This is a genomic window from Janthinobacterium sp. J1-1, from assembly GCF_030944405.1.
In the GTDB taxonomy this organism is placed as follows: Bacteria; Pseudomonadota; Gammaproteobacteria; order Burkholderiales; family Burkholderiaceae_D; genus Janthinobacterium.
Window position 1 is genome coordinate 690,965 of record NZ_CP132339.1, and the last position, 26,148, is coordinate 717,112.

A 26,148-nucleotide genomic window follows, 5' to 3' on the forward strand; every position below is an offset into this window, starting at 1 on the left:
AGGCGGCGGGCAAGCGCGAAAGTATACCGACTGGCGGTATACACACCGCTGATTTCCCTATCTTTCGGCCAGTTTATGTTGCGATGCAGCAACGTAGCTGAAGAGCAAACTTAGGCAAGCTGCAATAGTTTCAAGCCGGCAAACCATGCGCGATCAGTTCCAACGGCAACTCCGTGCTGTATTTGATCTGTTCCATGGAGAAGGCCGACGACACGCCCAGTAGCTGGGCCGCCTTGATCAGCTTCTTGTAGAACAGGTCGTAGCCCTTGATATCGGTGGTCACCACTTTCAGCAGGTAATCGATATCGCCGCTCATGCGGTGGAATTCCTGCACCTCGGGCATCACGATGACGGCGGCGGCAAAGCGGCGCAGCCATTTTTCGTCATGCTGGCCGGTGCGCACGCTGACAAACACGGTCACCGGCAAGCCGACTTTCTGGCGGTTGACGATGGCCACGCGGCTTTCGATATAGCCCTCTTCCTCCAGCCGCTTGACCCGCTTCCAGCACGGCGTGCTGGACAGGCCGATGCGCTCGCTCAGGGCGGCGATCGACAGCGTGCCGTCGCTCTGCAGGGCGGCCAGGATGGCGCAGTCGAATTTATCGAGCGGGTGAGAAAGAGAATTCATTTTTATATATCGCCATTGGTAGCATGCTCATGCTGCATGGTAGCCTATTTGCAGTATTGTTTGGCATATCTTCACGGGCAGCGCTTGGTAGACTATTGATCCGCCCAACCCCTAGCGACGATCATGAAAGACATTTACCTCGACTGCAACGCCACCACCAGCGTGCTGCCCGCCGCCGTTGCCGCCGCCAGCGCCGCCATGGCGCATGGCTATGGCAACCCCAGCAGCACCCATGCCACCGGGCTGCAAGCGAAGGCCATGATGGATGGCGCGCGCGCGCTGGCGCGCCGCCTGCTGGGCACGGGAGACGGGCGGCTGATGTTCAACAGCGGCGCCACCGAGGGCATCCAGACGGCCGTGCTGTCGGCGCTGTGCGCGCTGCGCGAACGGCGCGACGCCGGCCAGCGCATCGGCGCCCTGTTGCTGTATGGCGCCACCGAGCACAAGGCCGTGCCGGAAAGCCTGGCGCACTGGAACCGCTTGCTGGGCCTGAACCTGACCTTGCGCCAGTTGCCGGTCGACACCGACGGCCGCCACGATCTGGCCGCGCTGGGCGAACTGATCGGCGACACCGCCATGCTGTGCACCATGGCGGCCAATAACGAAACGGGCGTGATCAGCGACCTGTCGGCCATCGCGCAGCTGCTGAACGAACGCGGCGCCGATGCGTACTGGATGGTCGATTGCGTGCAGGCGCTGGGCAAGCTGCAACTGAACCTGGCCGCCACGCGCATCGATTACGCGCCGTTTTCCGGCCACAAACTGTATGCGCCGAAAGGCATCGGCATGCTGTATGTGCGCGCCGGCGCGCCATTCACGCCCCTGATGATGGGCGGCGGCCAGGAAACGGGCCAGCGCTCGGGCACCGAAAACATGGCCGGCATCGCCGCGCTGGGCGCCGTGCTGCAGGCCTTGGGCGACGGCAGCACCTTCCGCAGCGCGGCAGAGCTGGCGACCTTCCGCACGCGCCTGGTGGCCAGCCTGGAAAGCGCCTTGCCGGGCATCGTCTTCAATATGCCGTTCGCGCTGGCGCTGCCGACCACCCTGAATTTTTCCGTCCCCGGCCTGTCGTCGAAAGAACTGCTGGACCTGTTCGATGCTGCCGGCGTGCGCGTCAGTTCGGGCAGCGCCTGTTCGGCCTCGAAAGCCCTGCCCAGCTATGTGCTGGAAGCGATGCGGGTGCCGGCCTGGCGCGCCAGTTCGGCGATCCGCCTGTCGTTCGGCCCCTTGAGCGACGAAGCGACCATTCTTGCCGCCTGCGAACGCATCGAGCGCTGCGGCGAGGCGCTGCGCGGCAGCGGCCTGCTGCCGTCCGCATTGGCACCTCTGGCGGCCATGCGCGATGGCGTGACGGAACTGAGCGTCGACGGCCGCAGCACCTGGTTGCTGACGGATGCGGCCAGCGCCAGCTGCGTGGTCATCGATCCGGCGGCGGCGCTGGTGCCGCGCATTGCCGCCTTTATCCGCTGCCAGGATTACGTCGTAAGAGCCATTGTGCAGACCGACGCTGCGCAGGGCGGCGATACGGACCGCCAGGCCCTGATCGCCGCACTCGACATTGTTCAACTGGACGCATTCGACGCGCAAGGCCGACTGGCGTTTGGCGCCGGCCTGCGCCGCGTTGTGATCGGTGCATCTGCCGTGTATCTGCTGGGCCAGGAATTTGCCTTTATCGGTGCGCTGGCCCCGCTGACGACGATCGCCGCGCTGGGCGATGCCCTGAGCGATGACACCGTGCTGTGCGCCTCGCGCGACGACGGCAGCGTCTGCAATACCGTGCGCGCCGCGCAGCAATCCCTGGCGGCCACCACCGCGCCGCAGCTCGATGCGGCCGGCCTGGACGCGTTCCTGCGCGCGCACCCGGACGCCATCGTGGTCGATGTGCGTGAAGCGTATGAACATGCGGCGTGCGCCACGCGCGTGTTCGATGGCTGCGCAGTGCAGAGCGTACCGTTGAGCCGCCTGGCCGGCGAAGTGGCCGGCTGGCTGCGCGCGCCGCAGCGTCCGCTCGTGTTTGTCTGCCGCAGCGGCAACCGCAGCGCGCGCGCCGCCGCCTGTCTGCACCGCCTCGGCCACCAGGCCGCCTGGCAACTGAACGGCGGCCTAGCGATGGCTGCGCTCGCCACGCGTCCATCACTGGCATTCGCGGCCTGACCGGGCGCAGTCAACGTCCTGCCGAGTCGCATTCACGCCACTCGGCAGGACGGCTTTATTACCCAATAGAATCATTCTTCCTGCCTCGCGGACACTTTCTTGCTCCGCATCCTCCCAAAGCCCCACGTATGTTCGCTAGCGCACGGTGTCGCACGGGGCGCGCCCCTACGATGAAGTTCAGAAAATCTCACTGATATTGAGATTCATCGCAACGCTCCGGCGCTTTGCTTTCCGTTTTTGCCAGTCCCTGCTTTGCTCCCGCAAACCGGCCCTGGCCTTGCGGCGGGTGCCGTCGTTTCATGCGCGCACCTAGCGAGGCCAAGTTGAAAGAGTACACAGCAGCAGTCAAGGAACAGCTTTCCCGGTTCAAGGACATTTTCCAGGGCAGTATCAATCCGGGCCGCGCGGGCGACAGCTTCGATGCCGCGCGCGACGATGCCTTGCCCTTGCGTTCGGAACTGTTCAGCGCCATGCAGATGGCGGCGCACGGCAAGAACATCGCCACTGGCCATGCGGTCGGCAAGCGCCAGGGCCGCGACCGGCTGCTGGCGCGTCTGGCCGACAATGCGGCCCTGATCACGGCCACCGTCAATGAGCTGACGGCCACCGTGAAAAGCGGCCGGCAAGTCACGCCCGCCTCGGAATGGCTGCTCGATAATTTCTACCTGATCGAAGAACAGATCCGCACCACGCGGCGCCACCTGCCGAAAAACTACAGCAAGGAATTGCCGCGCCTGACGACCGGCGTCGATGCCGGCTGTCCGCGCGTGTATAAAATCGCGCTGGAAATCATCTCGCATGGCGATGGCCATGTGGACCTGGAAAACCTGTGCCACTTCGTCGAAGCCTACCAGGACGTCGCCACCCTGACCCTGGGCGAGCTGTGGGCCGTGCCCATCATGCTGCGCCTGGCGCTGATCGAAAACCTGCGCCGCGTGGCCGCGCGCGTGGCCGACGACCGCATGCAGCGCGACCTGGCCAACAGCTGGGCCGACCAGATGATGGACATCGCCGACAGCAACCCCAGCGGCCTCATTTTGCTGGTGGCCGACATGGCGCGTTCGAATCCGCCCACCACCAGCGCATTTGTCGCCGAACTGTCGCGCCGCCTGCAGGGGCAAAGCCCCTCATTGACGCTGGCGCTGTCGTGGCTGACCCACAAGCTGGCCGAATCCGGTCTCACCATCGACCAGCAGGTGCAGGTCGAGATCGGACAACAGGCGGCCGACCAGGTGTCGATCGCCAACAGCATCGGCAGCCTGCGCTTCCTGGGTACCATGGACTGGCAGGAATTCGTCGAGACCATGAGCGTGGTCGAACAGACCCTGCGCCTGGACCCGGCCGGCACCTATGGCGCGATGGATTTCGCCACCCGCGACAGCTACCGCCATGCGATCGAACGCATCGCCAAGCGCAGCGACCGCAGCGAAATGGAAGTGGCCGAAATGGCGGTGCAGCTGGCGCAGACGCATGGCGCCAGCATCGACACCCGCCGCGGCCATATCGGCTTTTACCTGGTCGGGCGCGGCGTGCTGATCCTGGAAAAACAGGCCGGCGCCAAGCTGCCATTGCGCGAAGCGCTGGAGCACACGGCGCGCGCGGCGCCGCTGGCCGTCTACCTGGGCGCGATCTCCTTCCTGAGCCTGGCCGCCAGCGCGCTGCTGCTGGAACGGGCCGTGCGCTACGGCGTGACTGGCTGGCCGCTGGCCGCGCTGGGGGTGCTGGCGCTGCTGGGCAGCAGCCAGCTGGCCGTCGCCCTGGTCAACTGGGTGGCGACCCTGATGACCGTGCCGCATCCGCTGCCGCGCATGGACTACAAGGCCGGCATTCCGTCGGATGCGCGCGCCATCGTGGTAGTGCCGACGCTGATCTACAGCGAGGCCAACGTGGCCGAACTGTGCCAGGCGCTGGAGGTGCGCTACCTGGCCAACCGCGACGCCAACCTGCGCTTTTGCCTGCTGACCGATTTTGTCGACGCGCCCACGCAAACCCTGCCCGGCGACGAGGCCCTGCTGCGCCAGGCGCAAACCATCATCCGTGGCCTGAACCAGAAATACTGCGTCGAAGGCGAACAGTTCAAGGAAAACGGCGACCCGGCCGATGCGGAAGACCTGGGCCAGGTCGGCCCCTTCCTGCTGCTGCACCGTCCGCGCCTGTGGAATTCGCAGCAGAACGCGTGGATGGGCCAGGAGCGCAAGCGCGGCAAACTGTCGGACCTGAACCTGTTCCTGCGCGGCGGCGCGCGCGACAAATTCATGCTGGTCGAAGGCGAATTGCGCGGCCTGCGCACCATCAAATACGTGATCACGCTCGACACCGACACACAGCTGCCGCGCGACGCGGCGCGCCATTTCGTCGCCACCATGATGCACCCGCTGAACCACCCCGTGCTCGACGCGGCCGGCTCGCGCGTGATCGCCGGCTACGGCATTCTGCAGCCGCGCGTGGCCGTCGCCCTGCCCAGCGCCAACGCCTCAGAGTACGAACTGCTGTGCGGCGGCGAGCCGGGCATCGACCCGTATACGCGCACCGTGTCCGACCTGTACCAGGATGTGTTCTATGAAGGCTCGTTCATCGGCAAGGGCATCTACGACCTCGACATGTTCGAGCGCGTGCTGGGCCAGCGCCTGCCTGACAATAAAATCCTCAGCCACGATCTGCTGGAAGGCTGCTACCTGCGCGCGGGCCTGTTGAGCGACTCGCAATTGTACGAAGAATATCCGGCCCGCTACGATGCGGACGTCAGCCGCCGCCAGCGCTGGATCCGCGGCGACTGGCAGCTGATCGGCTGGCTGCTGGGCCGCGTGCCCGGCCGTGGCGGCAAGCGCGAACGCAATCCGCTGTCGATGCTGTCGCGCTGGAAGCTGTTCGACAACCTGCGCCGCAGCGTGGTGGCGCCGGCCACCACCGCCTCCTTGCTGCTGACCTGGGGCCTCCTGCCGCAGGTGGCGTTCTGGAGCGCGGCGGTGCTGGCGATCATCTTCCTGCCGCCGGTGGTGTCGGCCCTGTACGACCTGCTGCGCAAACCGCGCGACACCTTGTGGCGCCAGCACCTGGCCGCCTTCGAGCGCCGCTGCGGCGTGCAGTTTTCGCACGCCATGCTGACCCTGGTGTTCCTGCCGTATGAAGCCTATATCAGCCTGGACGCCATCGCGCGCACGCTGTGGCGTCTGAGCGTCTCGCACAAGCATCTGCTCGACTGGCGCGCATCGAACCTGCACAGTTCCAAGGGCGGGCAGGGTGACAGCTGGCGCGCCATGTGGACTTCGCCGCTGCTGGCGCTCGCCACCTTCGGCGCGCTGCTGCGCTGGCGCCCGGAAGCCTTGCCGGCTGCCGCCATCATCTTGCTGCTGTGGCTGGCCGCGCCCGTCATCGCCTGGCGCATCAGCCGCCCGATCAAGCGCGCCGTCGCCCGCCTGTCGCCGGAGCAGGGCCAGTTCCTGCACGGCGTGGCCCGTAAAACCTGGGCTTATTTCGACACCTTTGTCGGCCCGGACGACCATTGGCTGCCGCCCGATAACATGCAGGAGCACCCCAGCATGGTGGTGGCGCACCGCACCTCGCCGACCAATATGGGCCTGGCGCTGCTGGCCAACCTGACGGCCTACGATTTCGGCTATATCACCATGGGCCAGCTGATCGAACGCAGCCAGGCCACCTTGCACAGCATGGGCGAACTGGAACGTTTCCAGGGCCATTTCTACAACTGGTACGACACGCAGACGCGCAAACCCTTGCAGCCGATGTATATCTCGACGGTCGACAGCGGCAACCTGGCCGGCCATTTGCTCACCTTGCAGCCTGGCCTGGTCGAACTGTATGACGCGCCCATCATCGGCGCGCAACTGATCAAAGGCATCCGCACCACGGCGCAGGTGCTGCAGGAATTCATCACCGCCGACGGCAGCGCGAATGGCGCGCGCGAGGCGCTGGCGCTGCTGCTGGCCGACGCCACGCCGGCCAGCCTGCCTGAATGGCATGCCTACCTGAGCGCGGCCAACAGCGCCGCCGACGCGCTGCTGTCGCTGTCCCTGCAAGACAGCGACAATGAACTGGCGATGTGGAGCGATGCGCTGGCGCGCCAGTGCCGCGCGGCCCTGGCCGAACTGTTGCAACTGGCGCCGTGGGCCGCCCATGCGGGCCTCGATGGTTCGCTGGCGCGCGTGCCGACCCTGCGCGAGCTGGCCACGCTGGAAGCGGCGCCCGCCACCTTGCCCGAGCTGGCCAGCCTGCTGGCGCAAGGGCGCGAACAGGCGATCCGCCATGTGCGCGATATCGCCCAGGCGGCGGGCCAGGCGCGCGACTTTGCGCAGATCGAATACGCCTTCCTGTACAACCCGTCGACCAAGCTGCTGGCGATCGGCTACAACGTCAGCGAGCGCCGCCTCGACGCCAGCTATTACGACCTGCTGGCCTCCGAAGTGCGCCTGGCCAGCTTTATCGCCATCGCCCAGGGCCAGCTGCCGCAGGAGCACTGGTTTGCCCTGGGCCGCCAGCTGTGCATGGTGGCCGGCCAGCCGGTCTTGCTGTCGTGGAGCGGCTCGATGTTCGAGTACCTGATGCCGCTGCTGGTGATGCCGAACTACCCGAACACCCTGCTCGACCAGACCTACCACTCGGTGATCGAAGCGCAGATCGACTATGGCCGCCAGCGCGACGTGCCGTGGGGCGTGTCCGAGTCGGGTTACAACACGGTCGACGCCAGCCTCAATTACCAGTACCGCGCGTTCGGCGTGCCGGGCCTGGGCCTGAAACGCGGCCTGGCCGACGACCTGGTGATCGCGCCGTATGCCAGCATGATGGGCCTGATGGTGAAACCGGAAGAGTCGTGCCAGAACATGCAGCGCCTGCAGGCGGCCGGCTACATGGGCCGCTACGGCTTCTTCGAGGCGATCGACTTTACGGCGGCGCGCCTGCCGCGCGGCCAGGCCAGCGCCGTCATCCGCTCCTACATGGTGCACCACCAGGGCATGGGTTTCCTGGCCTTGAGCTACCTGCTGCACGACCGGCCGATGCAGCGCCGTTTCGAGTCCGATCCGCTGCTGCAATCGGCCTTGCTGGTGCTGCAGGAACGCACGCCGCAGGCAGGGGCCTTTTACTCGAACACGGCCGAACTGGCGGTGCTGCGCAGCAGCGCCACCGAGCAGACCATGCCGATGCGCATTCTCACCCAGGCCAACAGCGCCGTGCCCGAAACGCAGCTGCTGTCGAACGGCCGCTACCACGTGATGGTCAGCAATGCCGGCGGCAGCTACAGCCGCTGGAAAGACCTGTCCGTGACGCGCTGGCGCGAAGACAGCACGCGCGACAACTGGGGCAATTTCTGCTACCTGCGCGACCTCGATGAAGGCGATGTCTGGTCCACCACCTACCAGCCGACCCTGGTCGAGCCGAAAAAATATGAGGTGATCTTTTCGGAAGGACGCGCCGAGTTCCGCCGCGCCGACCATGGCCTGGATCTGTACACGGAAATCGTCGTCTCGCCCGAGGACGACATCGAAATCCGCCGCACCCGCATCAGCAACAATTCGAACCGCCAGCGGCGCATCGAGATCACCAGCTTTGCCGAGGTGGTGATGGCGCCGTCGGCCGCCGATGCGGCCCATCCGGCGTTCAGCAAACTGTTCGTGCAGACCGAAATCCTGACACAGGAAAACGCGATTCTGTGCACGCGCCGGCCGCGTTCGAAAGACGAGCAGATGCCATGGATGCTGCATGTGATGACGGTGCATGACGCCAGTGGCTACGAGGTCTCGTTCGAGACCGACCGCTCGCGCTTCATCGGCCGTGGCAACACCGCGCAGCTGCCGCTGGCGCTGCAGCAGGAGGGACCATTGAGCGGCGGCCAGGGTTCGGTGCTCGACCCGGTGGTGGCGATCCGCTATGTGGTCACCCTGGCGCCCGACCAGGCCATTACCGTCGACAGCGTGACCGGCATGGTCGAGCAGCGCGAAGCGGCGCTGCACCTGATCGACAAATACCAGGACCGCCACCTGGCCGACCGCGTGTTCGAACTGGCCTGGACCCACAGCCAGGTGGTGCTGCGCCAGCTCAACGCCAGCGAAGCCGACGCGCAGCTGTATGCACGCCTGGCCAATGCCGTGATCTACCCGAACGCCTCGCTGCGCGCCGACGCCAGCATCCTGCTGAAAAACCATCGCGGCCAGTCCGGCCTGTGGGCCTACGCGATCTCCGGCGACCTGCCGATCGTGCTGCTGCAGATCCGCGATCCGGCCAATATCGAGCTGGCCCGCCAGATGGTGCAGGCGCACGCCTACTGGCGCCTGAAAGGCCTGGTGGTCGACCTGGTGATCTGGTATGAAGACCAGTCCGGCTACCGCCAGCTGCTGCAGGAACAGATCATGGGCCTGATCGCCTCGGGCATCGACGCCCAGGCGATCGACCGGCCGGGCGGCATCTTCGTGCGCCTGGCCGACCAGATCGCCAACGAAGACCGCATCCTGCTGCAATCGGTGGCGCGCGCCATCATCAGCGACACGCGCGGCACCCTGGCCGAGCAGGTCAAGCGGCCCGCCAGCCCCGTGCTGCGCATGCCGCCGCTGATGCTCGAAGGCGGCCGCGACCTGGTGCTGGCGCCGCACCGCGCGCGCAAGCGCGAGCTGATCCTGGAAAACGGTTTCGGCGGCTTCACGCCGGACGGGCGCGAATACGTGATCACCACCGGCGAAGGCCAGCGCACGCCGGCGCCGTGGTCGAACGTGCTGGCCAATGCGCAGTTCGGCACCGTGGTGTCGGAAAGCGGCCAGGCGTATACCTGGAGCGAGAACGCGCATGAATTCCGCCTCACGCCATGGCATAACGATCCGGTCTCCGATCTGTCCGGCGAAGCGTTTTATATCCGCGACGAAGACAGCGGCCAGTTCTGGTCGCCGACGGCCTTGCCGGCGCGCGGCAGCGGCGACTACGTGACGCGCCACGGCTTCGGCTTCAGCACGTTCGAGCACTGCGAGAGCGGCATCGCCAGCGAGCTGTGTACCTACGTGGCGCTGGACGCGCCGGTAAAATATTCGGTGGTCAAGCTGCGCAACGACAGCGGCGTGGCGCGCCGCCTGTCCGTCACCGGCTATGTGGAATGGGTGATGGCCGATTTGCGCGCAAAGTCCGGCATGCATGTGGTGACGGAAGTGGACTCCATCAGCGGCGCGCTGTTTGCACGCAATAACTACAACACCGAGTTTTCGGGCCGCGTGGGCTTTTTCAATACCGACGCCAGCATCCGCTCGATCACCTGCGACCGCAATGAATTCATCGGCCGCAACGGCAGCCTGGCGCAGCCGGCCGCGCTGCGCCGCGTGCGGCTGTCCGGCAAGGCCGGCACGGGTCTCGACGCCTGCGCGGCGATCCAGGTGCCGTTCGAACTGCAGCCGGGGCAGGAGCGCGAAATCGTCTTTATCCTCGGCGTGGGCGGGCGCCGCAATGCCGACGCCAGCACCATGGTGCAGCGCCATATGGGCAAGGATGCGGCCCGCGCGGCACTGGCCAATGTGCACGCGCACTGGGAAAGCACGCTCGGCGCGGTGCGCATCGAGACGCCCGATCCCACCCTGGACGTGATCGCCAACGGCTGGCTGATGTACCAGACCATCGCCTGCCGCATGTGGGCGCGCAGCGGCTACTACCAGTCCGGCGGCGCCTTCGGCTTCCGCGACCAGTTGCAGGATGCGATGGCGATGATACACACCGCGCCGCAGCTGCTGCGCGGCCACCTGCTGGTCAGCGCCGCGCACCAGTTCCTTGAAGGCGACGTGATGCACTGGTGGCATCCGCCGGCCGACCGCGGCGTGCGCACGCACTGTTCGGACGATTACCTGTGGCTACCGCTGGCCGCCTGCCGCTATGTGACGGCCACCGGCGACCTTGCCGTGATGGCGGAAACGGTGCACTTCATCGAAGGGCGCGCCGTCAAGCCGGAAGAGGATTCGTATTACGACCTGCCGGTGCGTTCGAACGAATCGGCCGACCTGTACGAACACTGCGTGCGGGCGATACGCCACGGCCTGCGGATGGGCGTGCACGGCTTGCCGCTGATGGGTTCCTGCGACTGGAACGACGGCATGGACAAGGTGGGCGAACACGGCAAGGGCGAAAGCGTGTGGCTGGCCTTCTTCCTGTATGAAGTGCTGCAGCGCTTTGCCGAAGTGGCGGTGCTGCGCGGCGACGAACCGTTTGCGCAGTTCTGCCGCGACGAGGCGGTGAAATTGTCGGCCAATGTCGAAGAGCACGCGTGGGACGGCGAGTGGTACCGCCGCGCGTATTTTGACGACGGCACGCCGCTCGGCTCGCACACCAACGAGGAATGCCAGATCGATTCGATTTCGCAAAGCTGGGGCGTGCTGTCGGGTGCGGCGAACAAGGAGCGCGTGGCCGGCGCCATGCGCCAGGTCGATGCGCGCCTGGTGCGGCGTGATTCGGGCGTGATTCAATTGCTCGATCCGCCGTTCGACAAGGCCGACCTGAACCCCGGTTACATCCGCGGCTATGTGCCGGGCGTGCGTGAAAACGGCGGCCAGTACACCCATGCGGCGATCTGGACGGCGATGGCGTTCGCGCGCATGGGCGACAGCGAAAAAGCCTGGGAGCTGATGCGCATGATCAGCCCCGTGCGCCATGGCGAGGACGCCGACTCGGTGGCGCGCTACAAGGTCGAACCGTATGTGGTGACGGCCGACGTGTATGCCGTCTCGCCGCACGTGGGGCGCGGCGGCTGGAGCTGGTACACGGGTTCCTCGGGCTGGCTGTACCGCCTGATCATCGAGTCCCTGCTGGGCGTGTCGCGCGAAGCGAACCGGTTGCGCCTGGCGCCCATGCTGCCGGCCGAGTGGAGCACCTTCAAGCTGCACTACCGCTTCGGCGAGAGCAGCTATGCCATCACGGTGGAAAGGGCGCAGGGACAAGCGCCTGGCCTGAGCGTCGATGGCGTGGCCGTGGCCGGCGACAGCATCGCCTTGCGCGATGAAAAGCGCGAGTACCAGGTCATGCTGCGGGTGTAGTGTTAAAAGCCCAGCGCCCTGCCTGCTCCCAGCAGGGTGGCCACGCCCAGCACGGCGAATACCAGCGCGGCGATGCCGTGCACCAGGCGCAGCGGAATGCGCCCGGCGATCCTGTCGCCCAGGTAGACGGCCGGTACATTGGCCAGCATCATGCCGAAGGTGGTGCCTAGCACCACCGCCAGCATGCTGTCGTAGCGGGCCGCCAGGGCGACCGTGGCCACCTGCGTCTTGTCGCCCATCTCGGCCATGAAAAAGGCCAGCAGGGTGGTCAGAAACACGCCGTATTTCGCCAGTTTGGCGTCATCTTCGTCGAGCTTGTCGGGGATCAGGGTCCAGGCGGCCATCACCAGGAAGGATACCCCCAGCACCCAGCGCAGCAGGTCCGGCCCCAGCATGCCGGTGATCCAGCTGCCGATGGCGGCGGCAAATGCATGGTTGACGATGGTGGCGATAAAGATGGCCAGCACGATGGGCACGGGCCGGCGAAATTTCGCGGCCAGCACAAAGGCGAGGAGCTGGGTTTTGTCGCCGATTTCAGCGAGACCGACGATGCCGGTGGAGATCAGGAAGGCTTCCATGGGGTACTCAGGTAAACGGGCCGGACGAATCAACCAATGATCCACGGACGACTCCGGCCCTGTGCGGCCGCCCCTGGATCAATGGTCTCGTCAAGTTCTTCAACCACCTGCACCATGGCCTGCGGGCCAATCATGTTGATACAGGTTCCGTGCCAAAAGGCGCGGACGACTACTCCCCAATGTTCGAGGCGCATGATACGCCAATGCGGCCTGGCGCGCCAGCTTGCACGGCGCCGCCGCCTGCGCCGTGTGGGCCTTCGACAACAATGATCGGTTTGCCAACGGACTCGACTTAGAATGCAGGCTGTCTCCCACTTTTCATGATGGAATGCGCCATGCCGGTCCTGGTTCGCTTGCTTGCCCTGTGTCTGCCCCTGTTGGTGTCCTTGCCCGGCCTGTGCGGCCCGGCCGCGCCGTTCGACGACAAGTTCCGCCAGCTCGAAGAACTGCTGCCCACGCCCAATAACTACCGCACCGCCTCGGGCGCGCCGGGCCACGCCTACTGGCAGCAGCGCGCCGATTACGTGATCCGCGCCACCCTGGACGAAGAGCGCCGCGCCATCACCGCCAGCGAGCAGATCACCTATCACAACCGCTCGCCCGACAGCCTGGCCTATCTGTGGCTGCAGCTGGACCAGAACGGCCTGCGCAAGGATGCCGACCAGCGCCGCGTGCTGAGCGCGCCGTCGCGCCAGGCCTGGCTCAGCGGCGACGAAGAGCAGGCCCTGAAATTCGAGGACCTGCGCGCCATCCACGCGGGCCGCGAATTCGACGGCGGCTTCAAGCTCGGCGCCATCACCTCGGCCAATGGCCAGCCGCTGGCGCATGTGGTCAACCAGACCATGCTGCGCATCGACCTGCCGGTGGCGCTGGCGCCCGGCCAGAGCATCACCTTCAATATCGCCTGGTCCTATCTGATCAACGACCAGAAGGTGCTGGTCGAGCGTTCCGGCTACGAGTATTTTGAAGACGACAAGAACACGATCTTCCAGGTGGCGCAGTGGTTTCCGCGCATGGCCGCCTACTACGATGCGGTGGGCTGGCAGAACAAGCAGTTTCTCGGCGGCGGCGAATTCACGCTGGAATTCGGCGACTACGAGCTGTATCTGACGGTGCCCGCGGATCACGTGGTGGCCGCCACGGGCGAACTGCAAAACCCGCAGCAGGTGCTGACCGGCGCGCAGCGCGAGCGTTTGGCCCGCGCGAAAAACAGCGAGGTGCCGCTGATGGTGGTTACGCCGGCGGAAGCGCTGGCGGCGGAAAAAACGCGCAGCACCGCCATGAAAACCTGGCACTACAAGGCCACCAATGTGCGCGACGCGGCATGGGCGTCGAGCCGCAAGTTCATCTGGGATGCGCAGGGCTTGAACAGCGGCGGCAAGCGCGTGCTGGCCATGTCCTACTATCCGAACGAGGGCAATCCGCTATGGCAGCAGTACAGCACGCGCGCGGTGGCGCACACCATCGAGCAGTACAACAAATACAGCTTCGACTATCCGTATCCGGTGGCGCTGTCGGTCAACGGCGCGGTCGGCGGCATGGAGTATCCGATGATCGCCTTTAACGGCGGGCGCCCCGTGAAGGACAAGAAAACGGGCGAGCTGACCTACTCGAAAAAGACCAAATACGATCTGATCGGCGTGATCATCCACGAAGTGGGCCACAATTATTTCCCGATGATCGTCAACTCGGACGAGCGCCAATGGACCTGGATGGACGAGGGCCTGAACTCCTTCGTGCAGTACCTGGCCGAGCAGGCGTGGGAAGAGGATTTCCCTTCCTGGAATGGCGAGCCGCGCAAGATCGTCGACTATATGCGCAGCCAGCACCAGGTGCCCATCATGACCAATTCCGAGTCGCTGCTGCAGTTCACGGCCAACGCCTACGACAAGCCGGCCACTGCGCTCAACATCCTGCGCGAGACGATTCTGGGGCGCGAACTGTTCGACTTCGCCTTCAGGCAGTATGCGCAGCGCTGGAAATTCAAGCGCCCCACGCCGGCCGATTTTTTCCGCACCATGGAAGACGCCTCCGGCACCGACCTGGACTGGTTCTGGCGCGGCTGGTTCTACACCACCGACGCGGTCGACATCAGCATCGACGGCATCAGCGAATATGGCGTCAGCACCAAAGACCCGGCCATCGAAAAGGCGTGGAGAAAGGCGCAGCACGATGCGCAGCCGCTGTCGATCTCGGCCCAGCGCAACAAGGCATTGCCGAAGAAGGTCGACCAGGACCCGTCATTGAAGGATTTCTATAACCGCCATGATGATTTCACGGTCACCAACAAGGACCGCAACAGCCATGCCGAAGAGCTGGAAGGGCTGGAACCGTGGGAGCGGAAACTGCTGGAACAGCGCAACGCCGGCAAATACCTGTACCTGGTCGACTTTTCCAACCTCGGTGGCCTGGTGATGCCCTTGATACTGGAAATCGAACTGAAAAGCGGCAAGAAGATCATCGAGCGCGTGCCGGCCGAAGTGTGGCGCTATTCGCCGACAAAAATCAGCAAGGTGATCGTCCTTGAGGAGCCGATGGTGGGCCTGGTGCAGGACCCGTACTGGGAAACGGCCGACATCGACACCAGCAACAATGCCTGGCCGCGCCGCATCACGCCATCGCGCCTGGAACTGTTCAAGCAGGACCGCGACAAGGACAATCTGATGAAGGATTTCGGTACGCCGTTGAAGCCGGCCGAAAAGACAGCGGAAGCAAGATGATGAAGACAGGCGCCGGACTGCGCGGTAATGTTGTTCAGTCAGGCGTCTCCGACGCATTTAAAAGCATAAAAACGTAAAAACGGCGGGCCGTAGTGAACTGACCCCAAATAGTTGGACGGTTTAATTTGCTAGCTGATCAAGAACTGAGTTCTGTACTGCACAGGACTCAGCCCTTTTAGCTTGAGCTTGATACGGTCATGATTATAGTAGTGAATGTACTTTTTGATGCCCCGCTGTAGTTCCTCGACACTAGTAAATTTATTCAGATAGAAGAACTCGGTCTTGAGCACGGCGAAGAAGCTTTCCATGGCTGCGTTGTCGAGGCAGTTTCCTTTGCGGGACATACTTTGTTCCAGCCCCTTATCGCTCAGCATTTTCTGGTATGCAGGCATCCGATATTGCCATCCCTGGTCAGAATGTAGCAAAGGTTTGTCTTTCGCTTTCAGTTTGGTCAGCGCCTTCTGGAGCATGGAGCTCACCAGCGTGAACACGGGCCGCCTAGCCGTTTCAAACGCAACGATTTCACCGTTATACAAGTCCATCACCGGCGACAGATACAGCTTCTCGCCAGCGACCTTAAACTCCGTCACGTCCGTTACCCATTTCTGATTCGCTACCTCTGCCTGAAATTGACGCTGCAAGATATTGGCCGCTGGCTGGCCAACTTCGCCCTTGTACGAGCGATATTTCTTCGGCCGTACCAATGACCTCAAGCCCAGCTGGGTCATCTGGCGTTGTACCGTCTTATGGTTGACTTGCTGGCCCAACTGCCGAAGAGCGAGTGTCACGCGTCGATATCCATAACGCCCCTTGTGGCGTGCGAAAATGGTTCGAATTTTCTGCTTCAATGCATCATGCTTGTCGGCCACCTGCGCAACCTTTTGCTGATAGTAAAAGGTACTGCGCGGCAGGCCGGCCAGCTTGAGTAAGTCTGTCAGAGAAAATTGCTGCCTTAGTTCAGCGACTACTTGTGCTTTTTTCGCACTGTTGTCTGCTGCTCTTGCTGCTGCTGAACCAAGGCTTTCAACTTTTTTAGGTAGGCATTCTCCATGCGCAAGAAGTTGACCTCCGCGAGCAGTTCTTCGCGGCTACGAGTTTCATCATCTACGTGGGTTACAGGCTGAGGCGACTGAGGGGTAGGCATATTTTTAGGTTTGCCGCGCTGTCGCGGCTTCAGAGCGTCTATACCGCCACTATGATAGCAGCGCTCCCATAGCGAGATGCATTTCCCGCCGCGGATATTAAATACTGCTGCAGTCTGGCGATAAGAGAGTTTGTTGGCCCACATGTGCTCCAATACCTGCAAGCGCCGCTCTACCGGATAGTGGGTAAACTTCTTCTCCAAACCAGCTTGCCCATGAACGTTATACAAAGAGAGCCAATGTTCAACCATCGAATGATGGATGCCGTACTGGCGGGCGACCGTCTTGGCTCCTGCTTCACCTCGTACACATTGCTGGATAACGTCCAGTTTGAATTGCATACTGTACTTTGCCATAAAAAACCCCGAAAGTTCGTGTCCAACTTTCGGGGAGCAGTTCATAGACGCGAGTCTGAGAAAATGACGATGGCCGCGTTGCAGCTCCTTGTCGTACATGCGTACTGCCTGCGTCGCTGCGCCTTGCCCTCGCCATTTTTCAGGCCCGCTTGGCCCGATTGACCTGTGCGGGCTACTGGGGGTAATCCGTTTTGCCGGTGTGCTGGTGGCGCACGGGCGCTAACCTGACGCCATCACGGCCAGCCCGGCGCTTTTTTCTGCCAGCCCCGGCCGGAAGTGCTATTCTGCGCGACGCCCCGGCCACCATGCTCCGGGGATTTCGCAAATCATTCAAAAGACGACCATGCAAACGATGACTTTCCTGCGCGCCCTCGGTTGCGCGCTGCTGTGCCAGGCCAGCCTGGCCGCGCACGCCGATCCCTTGAGCTATGCGCGCTACGACCAGGTGCGCACGCGCGACCTGCAGCTGGACCTGAAGGCCGATTTCACGCAAAAGACCTTGTCCGGCTATGCCGAGCTGACCCTGAAATGGATCGATCCGGCCGCGCGCACCTTGGTGCTCGATACGCGCGACCTGGCGATCGCCAGGGTGCAGGTGCAGGACAAGCGCGGCGCGTGGCAGATGGCGCCGTTCCAGCTCGATGCGCTCGACGCCGAGAAGGGCCGGGCGCTGCGCATCACCACCACCGGCCAGCCTGAAAAAGTGCGCGTGTACTACCACACGGCGCCGGGCGCCATCGCGCTGCAGTGGCTCACGCCGCAGCAGACCATGTCGGGCAAGCTGCCGTTCATGTTCAGCCAGTCGCAAAGCATCAACGCCCGCTCGTGGGTGCCGTCGCAGGATACCCCGGCCGTGCGCTTTACCTACAGCGCCCGCATCGAGGCGCCCGCCGGCATGCGCGTGGTGATGAGCGCCGAGAACGATGAAAAGGCGACCGGCAAGGGTGACTGGACCTTCCGCATGCCGCAGCCGATTCCGTCCTACCTGCTGGCGATCGCGATCGGCGAGCTGGAAGTGCGCAAGCTCGGCCCGCGTTCGGCCGTGTACGCCGAACCGCCGCGCATCAAGGCCGCCGAATACGAGCTGGCCGATACCGAGAAAATGATCAAGGCGGCCGAGTCGCTGTATGGCCCATATCGCTGGGGGCGCTACGACATGATCGTGCTGCCGCCATCCTTCCCTTACGGCGGCATGGAAAACCCGCGTCTGACCTTTTTGACGCCGACCATGATCGCCGGCGACCGCAGCCTGGTCGACCTGATCGCGCATGAACTGGCGCACTCGTGGTCGGGCAACCTGGTCACCAACGCCTCGTGGAAGCACATGTGGCTCAACGAAGGCTTTACCACCTACGTCACCACCCGCATCGTCGAGCAGCTGTACGGCAGCGAGGTGGCGCAGATGGGCGTGCAGGTCGACCAGGAAGAACTGGCCGCCTCGATCAAGGAACTGCCGGCCGCGAAAACGGCGCTGGTCACGCGCGACGCGGACGCCAATCCTGCCGAGACCTATACCGACGACGGCATTATCTATCCGAAGGGCGCCTGGTTCCTGGCCACCATGGAGCAGCGCGCGGGCCGCAAGGTGTTCGATGCCTTCCTGCGCGGCTGGTTCGACCAGCATGCTTTCCAGAGCGTGACGACCGACCAGTTCATCGCCTACCTGCGCAAGAATTTGCTGGCGCGGCATCCCGAAGTGATGCCGGAAGCGGAACTGAACGAATGGCTGTACGGCACCGGCGTGCCGGCCGGCGCCAAACACGTGGTGTCGCCGCGCCTGGCGCTGCTGGACCAGCACCGCGACGCGTGGCTCAAGGGCACGCTGTCGACCAAGGAGCTGGGCATGGACCAGTGGATCGCCATCGAATCGATGCACTTTTTAAACGATATCAACGGCCGCGCCAGCGCCGCGCAGCTGCGCGAGCTGGACCAGGTGTATGGCGTGGGCAAGAGCGGCAACAACGAAGTGGCCTACCGCTTTTATCTCGCGTCGGTGAATGCCGGCCATGACGTCAGCGCGCCGCTGCAAACCTTTTTGCTGAGCGTGGGCCGCCAGAAGTTCGTGGTGCCGCTGTACGGCGCGCTGATGAAGACGCCGCAGGGCCAGCAATGGGCGAAAGACGTGTATGCGCAAGCACGCGAACGCTACCACCCGGTGACGCAGGAAAGCGTCGACAAATTGATGGCCGCCCAAGTACATTGATCCACTTTCAGGAATCCACACCATGAAATTCACGCATCCGCTGCACACCCTTGCCGCCGCTGTTCTGCTGGCGTTTTCCGGCGCCGCCCTGCCGGCGCTGGCCGCCGACCCTGTCACCACGGCACCGGTCGCGGCGCAGTTGCCTGCACCTGCGCCGGCGCCCGCATTCGACCTGGCAAATGATGTCAACCGCGCCCTGAAAACGTTTGACGTGCCCGGCATCGCGATCGCCATCGTCAAGGACGGCAAGGTGATCGCCGCCACCGGTTTCGGCGTGCGCAAGCTCGGCGAGGCCGCGCCGGTGGACGGCAAGACCCTGTTCGAAGTGGCCTCCAACTCCAAGGGGTTCACCGCCGCCGCGCTGGCCATGCTGGTCGACGAAGGCAAGCTGGCCTGGGATGATCCGGTCACGAAACACCTGCCCGGCTTCCAGATGCACGACTCGTATGTGACGGGCGAAATGACCATCCGCGACCTGCTGACCCACCGCAGCGGCCTGGGCCTGGGCGCGGGCGACCTGCTGTGGTGGCCGACCACCACGTTTACCACCGACGAGATCATCGAGAAGCTGCGTTACATCCGTCCGGCCACCAGTTTCCGCGCCAGCTATGCCTACGACAACCTGCTGTATATCGTGGCCGGCAAGATTATCGCCGAGAAAACCGGCATGAGCTGGGGCCAGGCCATGCACGAGCGCATCCTGGCGCCGCTGGGCATGACGGGCACCACCACCAGCCTGGCGGACAACGCGGGCAATCCCGACGTCGCCAGCGCGCACAGCAAGATCAACGGCAAGGTCGCCGCCGTCAAATCCATGCCGGTACCGAACGCGGTGGGCGCCGTCGGCATCAACACCAATGCGGAGGATATCGCCAAGTGGATGATGGTGCTGCTCGACGGCGGCAAGATCGCCGGCGTGCAGGACAAGGACGGCAAGGACGCGCGCCTGTTCAGCGCCAAGCAGGCGAATGAACTGTGGACCGCGCAGACGCCCGTCAAGATCGGCGAGCCGAAGCCGGAACTGGCGGCGACCAAGCCGAACTTCAGCGCCTATGGCCTGGGCTTCCAGCTGCGCGACTACCAGGGCATGAAAGTGGCCATGCACGGCGGCGCGCTGCAGGGCTTTTATTCGCGCGTGCTGATGGTGCCGCAGGCGAAACTGGGCGTGGCAATCCTGACCAACGCGGAAAACGGCGGTTCGATGACGGCTCTGCAGTGGCGCATCGTCGACCACTACCTGAACGCCCAGCCGTCGGACTGGATCGGCCTGGTGTCGAAGGTGGAGCAGGACATGCACGCGGAAGAAGTGAAAAAGCAGGGCAAGGCGTCCAAGGCGCGTGCCGCCAAATCGCAGCCGTCGCTGCCGCTGGCCAGCTATGACGGCGAGTACGAAGACGCGTGGTACGGCAAGGTGGTGATCGCGCCGCAGGGCAGGAAGCATATCCTGAGCTTCACGCGCACGCCGGACCTGAAGGGCGAACTGGAACACTGGCAGCACGACACCTTCATTGTGCGCTGGAAGGAGCGCAACTTCAACGCCGACGCCTACGTGACGTTCTCGCTGAAGCCGGACGGCAGCATCGACCGCGTGAAGATGGAGCCGGTCTCGGAAGAAACCGACTTCAGCTACGACTTCCAGGATTTGAACCTGGTGCCGGTCAAGGCGGACAAGAAGTAAAGCTGGGGTCACCCCCGTCACCGTTGGCGATGATATTTGCGTTGGCGGTGTTGAGGGTCTGACCCCGGCAGTTTGCCGACTTTACGGTTTGACGAACTTCAGCGTCATGCGGTCGCTCTCGCCGATCGCTTCATATCTGGCACGGTCGACATCCTTGTTGCCATAGGTGGGCGGCAGCGCCCAGACGCCGCCTTCGTGGTCGGCCTTGTCTTTCGGATTGGCGTTGATCTCCGATTTGCCGGCCAGTTTGAAGCCGGCGCTTTCGGCCAGCTTGATCACATACGCTTCATGCATGTAGCCGCTGCTGGCCTTGGCGTCCTGCGCCTTGTTTGCCGGCAGGCGGTGCTCGACGACGCCGAACACGCCGCCCGGTTTCAGGCTGTCATACACCTGGCCGAACAAGACCTTCAAACCCTCGTCGCCGACCGGGATCCAGTTGTGGATATTGCGGAAGGTCAGCACCATGTCGGCCGTGCCTTTCGGCGCGATGCGGTAGGTGGTCGGTGGCGCAAAGGCGCCGATTTCCACCTTGTCGAAGGCAGCCGGGTTGGCGTCGAGTTTTTGCTGGAAACGGGCGGCGCTGCGGCGCGCGCCTTCGCTGCCTTGCGGATCGCTGCCGGCGGCAATCAGCTTGCCCTGCTCGCGCAGATAGGGCGCCAGGATCTCCGTGTACCAGCCGCCGCCAGGGGCCAGTTCGACCACCGTCATGGTCGGCTTGATGCCGAAAAAGCGCAGGGTTTCATACGGATGGCGGGCGCCATCGCGCACCACGTTGGCGGGCGTGCGCGCGCTGCCGGCAATCGCCGCTTTCAGGGCCGCGTCGTCGCCGGTGTTATCCGCTTTGGCAGCCAGCGCCGCACCGCCCATGGTCATTACCGCGCCCAGGGCGGCGGCCAGGAATACTCGCTTCATCATCATCTCGTGCTCCATGCTTGTTAAGGAAAAAGGTTTTACTGCTGGTCCAGCATCCACTGCTTCAAGCCGTTGACCCAGTTCTTGGCCGGCAGGTTGACTTGTTTCTTGATGGTGGCCGCGCGTTCGTACAGTTCGCTGAAGTCCAGCAGCGGCGATTTTTTAAAGGCCAGCACGACGATGTTTTCGTCTTCCAGTTCCGGCACCCACACGACGGCGTCGAACACCAGTTCCATCGCCTGCAGGTTCTTGTCGTAGTTGGGAAAGTCGCCGAACACATTGGTGCACATGATGCCGTCGTCCGTCAGGCAGTCGAAACAGGCCTGGTAGAACTCGGGCGTGTCGAGCACGGGGCCGCGCGCTTCCTCGTCGTACAGGTCGACCTGCAGCACGTCGACCGTGCCGTGGTTGGCGGTGTCGAGCACGAAGTCGAGCGCGTTCATTTCGCGCACGTCCAGGCGCGCGTCGTTCGGCGGCAGTGCGAACTGGGCGCCGCACAGGGCGATCACGTTGGGGTTCAGTTCGACCGCCGTCACCGTGGCGTCGGGAAAGCGGCGGTAGCTGAACTTGGTCAGCGCGGCGCTGCCCAGGCCCAGCTGCACGATGCGTTTTGGCTCGCTCTTGAACAGCATCCACATCATCATCATCTGCACGTATTCGAGCTCGATGGCGTCCGGTTTGTCGAGCCGCATGGCGCCCTGCACCCATTTGGTCCCCAGGTGCATGTAGCGGATGCCGCGGTGCTGCGTGATGGTGGCCGGTGGATGGCCGGGATGGCTGAAGGCGGCGTTGGTATGGGAGGTAAATTCTATCGTCATGGCGCCAGTGTAGCAGCCGGCAGTATCATCACCACGGCCAGGCCGCCGCCATCGCGGTTGGACAGGCTGATGCGTCCGCCGTGCGCTTCGGCGATCTCGCGCGCCAGCGCCAGCCCCAGGCCGGTGCCGCTGCGCTTGGTAGAGTAAAACGGCACCAGCGCGTTTTCCAGCACGGCGCCGCTCATGCCCGGCCCGCGGTCGCGCACTTCGATGCGCAGCATGCCCTGCGCCAGGCTCACATGCAGGCCGATCTTGCCCGGTGGCGAACCGGATTCGAGCGCATTTTTCAGCAGGTTGAGCAAGGCTTGCTGCAACTGCGCCGCATCGAACATGGCCGGCTGCGCGGGTGGCTCGCACTCCAGCGTGAAGACCGCTTGCGCGGCCAGGCTGTCGAGGAACGGCGGCCAGGCGCAGCTGGCCAGGCGCGGCGTGGGCAGCTTGGCAAAGCGCGCATAGCCGAGGATGAAGCTTTCCAGGTGGCGCGTGCGCTCCTCGATGGTGGCGAGGATTTGCGGCAGCCTCTCGGTCTGGCCGCGCCGCACCAGTTCCGCGCCCGAATGGGCTAGCGAGGCCAGCGGCGCCAGCGAGTTGTTCAGCTCATGGCTGATGACGCGGATGACTTTTTTCCAGGTCTGCACTTCCTGGCGCCGCAGCTCCAGGGTCAGCTGGCGCAGCAGCAGCAGCTCGTGGCGGCGCCCGTTCAGGCTGAAGCTGCGCCGGGCCAGGTGATACACCTCTTCCTGCTCTCCTTCGCCGCTGGTAAACAGACCATCGTTGCCGCGCGCCAGCGCTTCGGCCAGGGCCGGCGCGCCCTGGCGCACGATGTCCGCCAGGTGGTGGCCTTCGAGCCGGCGGCCGTGATGCAGCAGCTGGCGCGCGGCCAGGTTGGCGTAGACGATGGCGCTGCCGTCGGCCACCAGCAGCATGGCGACGGGCGTGTTCTGCACCATGGTGTCGAGCAGCAGTTCGCGCTGCACCAGGTCCAGGCGCTGCTTGCGCAGCACGTCGCCCAGCGCATTGTGGGCCGCCACCAGGTCGGCCAGTTCATCGTTCTGCGGCCAGCGCAGGCTGAAGCCGAAATCGCCGTCCTGGTAGCTGGCCACCGTGCCTGATAAAGCGCGAAACAGCGACAGCATCGCCTGCAGCTGGGCGCGAATGGTGATGATGGCCACCGGCAGCACGCACAGCAGGGTGGCGCCCAGCACCAGCAGCGGCTGGCCCGGAAAATAATGCGCCAGCAGCAGGGCGATGGCCACTCCCAGCACCAGCAGGGTGGCCACCAGCGCCGTCCAGCGCGTGAGCAGGGAAAGCCGCATGGTCCCGGGCGCCATCAGCCGCGCGCGATGCCCAGCCGTTCCATGCGCCGGTACAGCGCCTGGCGCGACAGGCCCAGCTCCTGCGCCGCCTGGGCCACCACGCCATGCGCGCGCGCCAGCGCGTCGACCACGCTGTCGCGGTCCGGTTCCGGTGCAGCCGATGGCGCGATGGGCGAGGCTGGCAAGCCCAGCTCCGGCGCGTGGATCACGCTGCCGGTGGTCAGCAGGCTGGCGCGCTGCATGACGTTTTTCAGTTCACGCACATTGCCGGGCCAGCCGTGCGCCAGCAGCGCCGCCTGCGCCTGCGCGTCCAGGGTTTTTTCGTGGCCCAGGAAATGGCGCGCCAGCACCGGAATATCGAGCGGACGCTGGGCCAGCGGCGGCAGTCGCAGCTCGATCACGTTGAGGCGGTAAAACAGGTCTTCGCGGAAGGTGCCGGCGCGGATCATGGCCGGCAGGTCGGCATTGCTGGCGCTGATGACGCGTACCTTGACCTGCCGTTCGCGGTTCGAGCCCAGGCGCTCGAAGCGGCCCGTTTCCAGCACGCGCAGCAGTTTCATCTGCCCGGCCAGCGGCAGGTTGCCGATCTCGTCGAGGAACAGGGTGCCGCCGTCGGCCGCGTCGAACTTGCCGTCGCGCGCGCGGGTCGAGCCGGTATAGGCGCCCGCTTCGGCGCCGAACAGTTCCGCCTCGATCAGGTCGACCGGCACGGCGCCGCAATTGAGCACCACGAACGGGCCTTTGGCCACCAGCGAATTGGCCTGCACGATGGCGGCGATGCATTCCTTGCCGCTGCCGTTCGGGCCGGAAATCAGTACCGGCACGTCGGCGCGCGCCACCTGGCAGGCCAGGTGCACCACGCGCTCGGTGGCCGGGTCCTGCCACACCATGCCGCGCAAATCGAACGCGTCCTCCAGCGCGTGGCGCTGGCGCTGTTCGGCCACCACGCGCGCGCGCAAGGCGCGGTTGGCCTGGCCCAGTTCCAGCAGGTTGCGCACGCTGGCCACCAGGCGCCGGTCGTCCCAGGGCTTGGCCAGGTAGTCGGCCGCGCCCGACTTGATCAGGTCGACCGCCGCATCGAGCTGGGTCCAGGCGGTCAGCAGGATCACCGGCAGGTCGGGGTGGCGCGCGCGGATCGCGTGGAACAGCGCCACGCCTTCCTCGCCCGAGGTGGTGTCGGCCGAAAAATTCATGTCCTGCACCACCAGGTCGACAGGCTGGCGTGCGAGCAGCGCCAGGCCCTCTTCGGGCGTGGCGGCGCTCAGGGCGTCGATCTCGTGCAGGGAAAACAGCACCTCGAGTGCGATCGCCACGGCGGCATGGTCGTCAATAATCAGTACGGTAGGCATGCGCGCAGCATAACATTGTCAGGTACGTCATAGTCAGGTGCTGCGGGTGGCGGTGGCCGGCGAAATGCTGGCCGCGCGCCAGGCCGGGCCGTACACCGCGCCCAGCCCCAGCAGCCAGAACACCAGCGCGCCGGCCAGCAGGTAGCCGGGCGGCAGGCGCGCCATTTCCAGCTGGCTGACCAGCAGGTGGTTCAGGCCCAGCGCCAGCAGCACGCCAGCGGCCACGCCGGCACTGGTGATCATGAAATTCTCGGTCAGGAAATAGCGCAGGATATCGATGCGCCGCGCGCCCAGAGCGCGCCGCACGCCGATCTGCTTGCGCCGCTGCGTCACCCACAGGCTGGCGATGCCGACGATGCCGCTGGCGGTCACCAGCAGCAGCAGGGCCGACACCGTGATCAGCATCCACGACAGGCCTTGGTCGGCCCGGTAGCGCTCCATGCGGTGCTGCTCCAGCGTGTCGATACGCACCAGGATGCGATCCGTGGTGGAGCTGCGGATCGCCTGGGCCGCCTCCTGCATCAGGCGGTCGCGCTGGCCCGGTTCGGCGCGCACGGCATACAGCAGCGTATCGCGCCCGCCCGTCATGCGCGCCGGCAGCAGCGCCGAATATTCGCCGCGCGGCTTGACCTGGGCACTCTGGGTCTGCAGCCGTTCGACGATGCCGACCACGCGCAGTTCCGGGTCGTTGTCGCCGGTGCCCTTGTAGATCGTCTTGCCGACGAAACTGGTCTCGCCCGGCCATATCTTCTGCGCCGCCAGGCGCGTGAGGATGACCACCTTGGGATAGATGTCGTCGACGTCATCATTGATCTCGGGTGCTTCCTCGGGCCGGAAGTCGCGTCCCTCGACCAGTTGCAAGCCATAGGTTTTCACCAGTGAATCGGGGCTGAAATAGGTGGCCACTTCCGCGCTGGGCGTGACCTGGTTGCGCTTGGCCGACACGCTGGTGATGTTGCCGGAGCGTGACAGCACCGCCTGCGACGTCAGCGCCACCGACATCACGCCCGGCAGCCCGCGCAGCAGGGCCGTCTGGCGCTGCTGTTCGGCCAGCTGGCGCTGGTGGCCGCCGCGATCCATGTTCTGGAGATTGACATAAAAAATATCGTTTTCAGCGGCCACGCCGGTGGGCCGCGCGGCCACGGCCTGGCGCACGTTGACGATATACAGGGCGTTGGCCAGGATGGCCAGACTGATCGCGACCTGCACGGCTACCAGGACGGCGCCGGTTTTGCTGCGCATCAGCGCCGAGAGGATGGGACGGATTTCCATGCTGGACCTCA

At 64.6% G+C, this 26,148-nt stretch carries 13 protein-coding genes and 1 riboswitch; of the genes, 5 read left to right on the forward strand and 8 right to left on the reverse strand.

The genetic code is table 11. The features are described 5' to 3' along the window. Positions 1-130: 130 nt before the first annotated feature. Positions 131-628, reverse strand: a complete 498-nt coding sequence (locus Q8L25_RS03090) for an Lrp/AsnC family transcriptional regulator (RefSeq protein ID WP_308923513.1) — start codon at positions 626-628, stop codon at positions 131-133. Positions 629-751: 123 nt separating this feature from the next. Between Q8L25_RS03090 and Q8L25_RS03095 the strand changes: the two genes are divergently transcribed. Together Q8L25_RS03095 and Q8L25_RS03100 are read left to right on the forward strand one after the other, a co-directional pair. Further along, positions 752-2,782 (forward strand): aminotransferase class V-fold PLP-dependent enzyme, encoded by a 2,031-nt coding sequence (locus Q8L25_RS03095; protein ID WP_308923514.1) that lies wholly within the window; start codon positions 752-754, stop codon positions 2,780-2,782. Between the two features lie 299 nt (positions 2,783-3,081). After that, the gene (locus Q8L25_RS03100; protein WP_374694228.1) at positions 3,082-11,793 is read left to right on the forward strand and encodes a GH36-type glycosyl hydrolase domain-containing protein; all 8,712 of its coding nucleotides are present in this window, start codon (positions 3,082-3,084) and stop codon (positions 11,791-11,793) included. A 2-nt stretch (positions 11,794-11,795) separates the two neighbouring features. Here the strand turns inward: Q8L25_RS03100 and Q8L25_RS03105 are convergent, their stop codons facing one another. Further along, a complete protein-coding gene (locus Q8L25_RS03105) occupies positions 11,796-12,371 on the reverse strand; it encodes a TMEM165/GDT1 family protein (RefSeq protein ID WP_308923515.1) in 576 nt (191 codons plus the stop codon). Positions 12,372-12,380: 9 nt separating this feature from the next. Continuing rightward, a riboswitch (yybP-ykoY riboswitch) is annotated at positions 12,381-12,561 on the reverse strand. A gap of 145 nt (positions 12,562-12,706) precedes the next feature. On the opposite strand from Q8L25_RS03105, the gene Q8L25_RS03110 reads away from it, so the two are divergent. Next, entirely contained in the window at positions 12,707-15,091 is a 2,385-nt protein-coding gene (locus Q8L25_RS03110; RefSeq protein ID WP_308923516.1) for a M1 family metallopeptidase, read from the forward strand. A 128-nt stretch (positions 15,092-15,219) separates the two neighbouring features. Here the strand turns inward: Q8L25_RS03110 and Q8L25_RS03115 are convergent. Then, positions 15,220-16,589, reverse strand: a protein-coding gene (locus tag Q8L25_RS03115) for an IS3 family transposase (protein WP_374694287.1) whose coding sequence is annotated in 2 segments (ribosomal slippage) — positions 15,220-16,112 and positions 16,112-16,589 — 1,371 coding nt in all. Because the reading frame shifts where the segments join, the coding sequence is not laid out codon by codon here. A 343-nt stretch (positions 16,590-16,932) separates the two neighbouring features. Here Q8L25_RS03115 and Q8L25_RS03120 point away from each other — a divergent pair. Together Q8L25_RS03120 and Q8L25_RS03125 are read left to right on the forward strand one after the other, a co-directional pair. Further along, a complete protein-coding gene (locus Q8L25_RS03120) occupies positions 16,933-18,792 on the forward strand; it encodes a M1 family metallopeptidase (RefSeq protein WP_308923517.1) in 1,860 nt (619 codons plus the stop codon). A gap of 22 nt (positions 18,793-18,814) precedes the next feature. Further along, positions 18,815-20,470, forward strand: coding sequence for a serine hydrolase (locus Q8L25_RS03125; RefSeq protein ID WP_308923518.1), 1,656 nt, complete (start codon positions 18,815-18,817; stop codon positions 20,468-20,470). An 81-nt stretch (positions 20,471-20,551) separates the two neighbouring features. Here Q8L25_RS03125 and Q8L25_RS03130 read toward each other — a convergent pair whose 3' ends face one another. The 5 genes from Q8L25_RS03130 to Q8L25_RS03150 are packed head-to-tail and all read right to left on the reverse strand — an operon-like array spanning position 20,552 to position 26,137. Beyond that, positions 20,552-21,382 (reverse strand): methyltransferase, encoded by an 831-nt coding sequence (locus Q8L25_RS03130; protein WP_308925642.1) that lies wholly within the window; start codon positions 21,380-21,382, stop codon positions 20,552-20,554. Positions 21,383-21,420: 38 nt separating this feature from the next. Beyond that, complete coding sequence (locus Q8L25_RS03135; protein WP_308923519.1) at positions 21,421-22,200, reverse strand: spermidine synthase; 780 nt, start codon at positions 22,198-22,200, stop codon at positions 21,421-21,423. Beyond that, a complete protein-coding gene (locus Q8L25_RS03140; protein ID WP_308923520.1) occupies positions 22,197-23,516 on the reverse strand; it encodes an ATP-binding protein in 1,320 nt (439 codons plus the stop codon). Before Q8L25_RS03140 ends, Q8L25_RS03135 begins: the two co-directional genes overlap by 4 nt. A 14-nt stretch (positions 23,517-23,530) precedes the next feature. Further along, the gene (locus Q8L25_RS03145) at positions 23,531-24,865 is read right to left on the reverse strand and encodes a sigma-54 dependent transcriptional regulator (protein ID WP_308923521.1); all 1,335 of its coding nucleotides are present in this window, start codon (positions 24,863-24,865) and stop codon (positions 23,531-23,533) included. 33 nt (positions 24,866-24,898) lie between these two features. Then, positions 24,899-26,137, reverse strand: a complete 1,239-nt coding sequence (locus Q8L25_RS03150; RefSeq protein WP_308923522.1) for an FtsX-like permease family protein — start codon at positions 26,135-26,137, stop codon at positions 24,899-24,901. Positions 26,138-26,148: the final 11 nt, after the last annotated feature.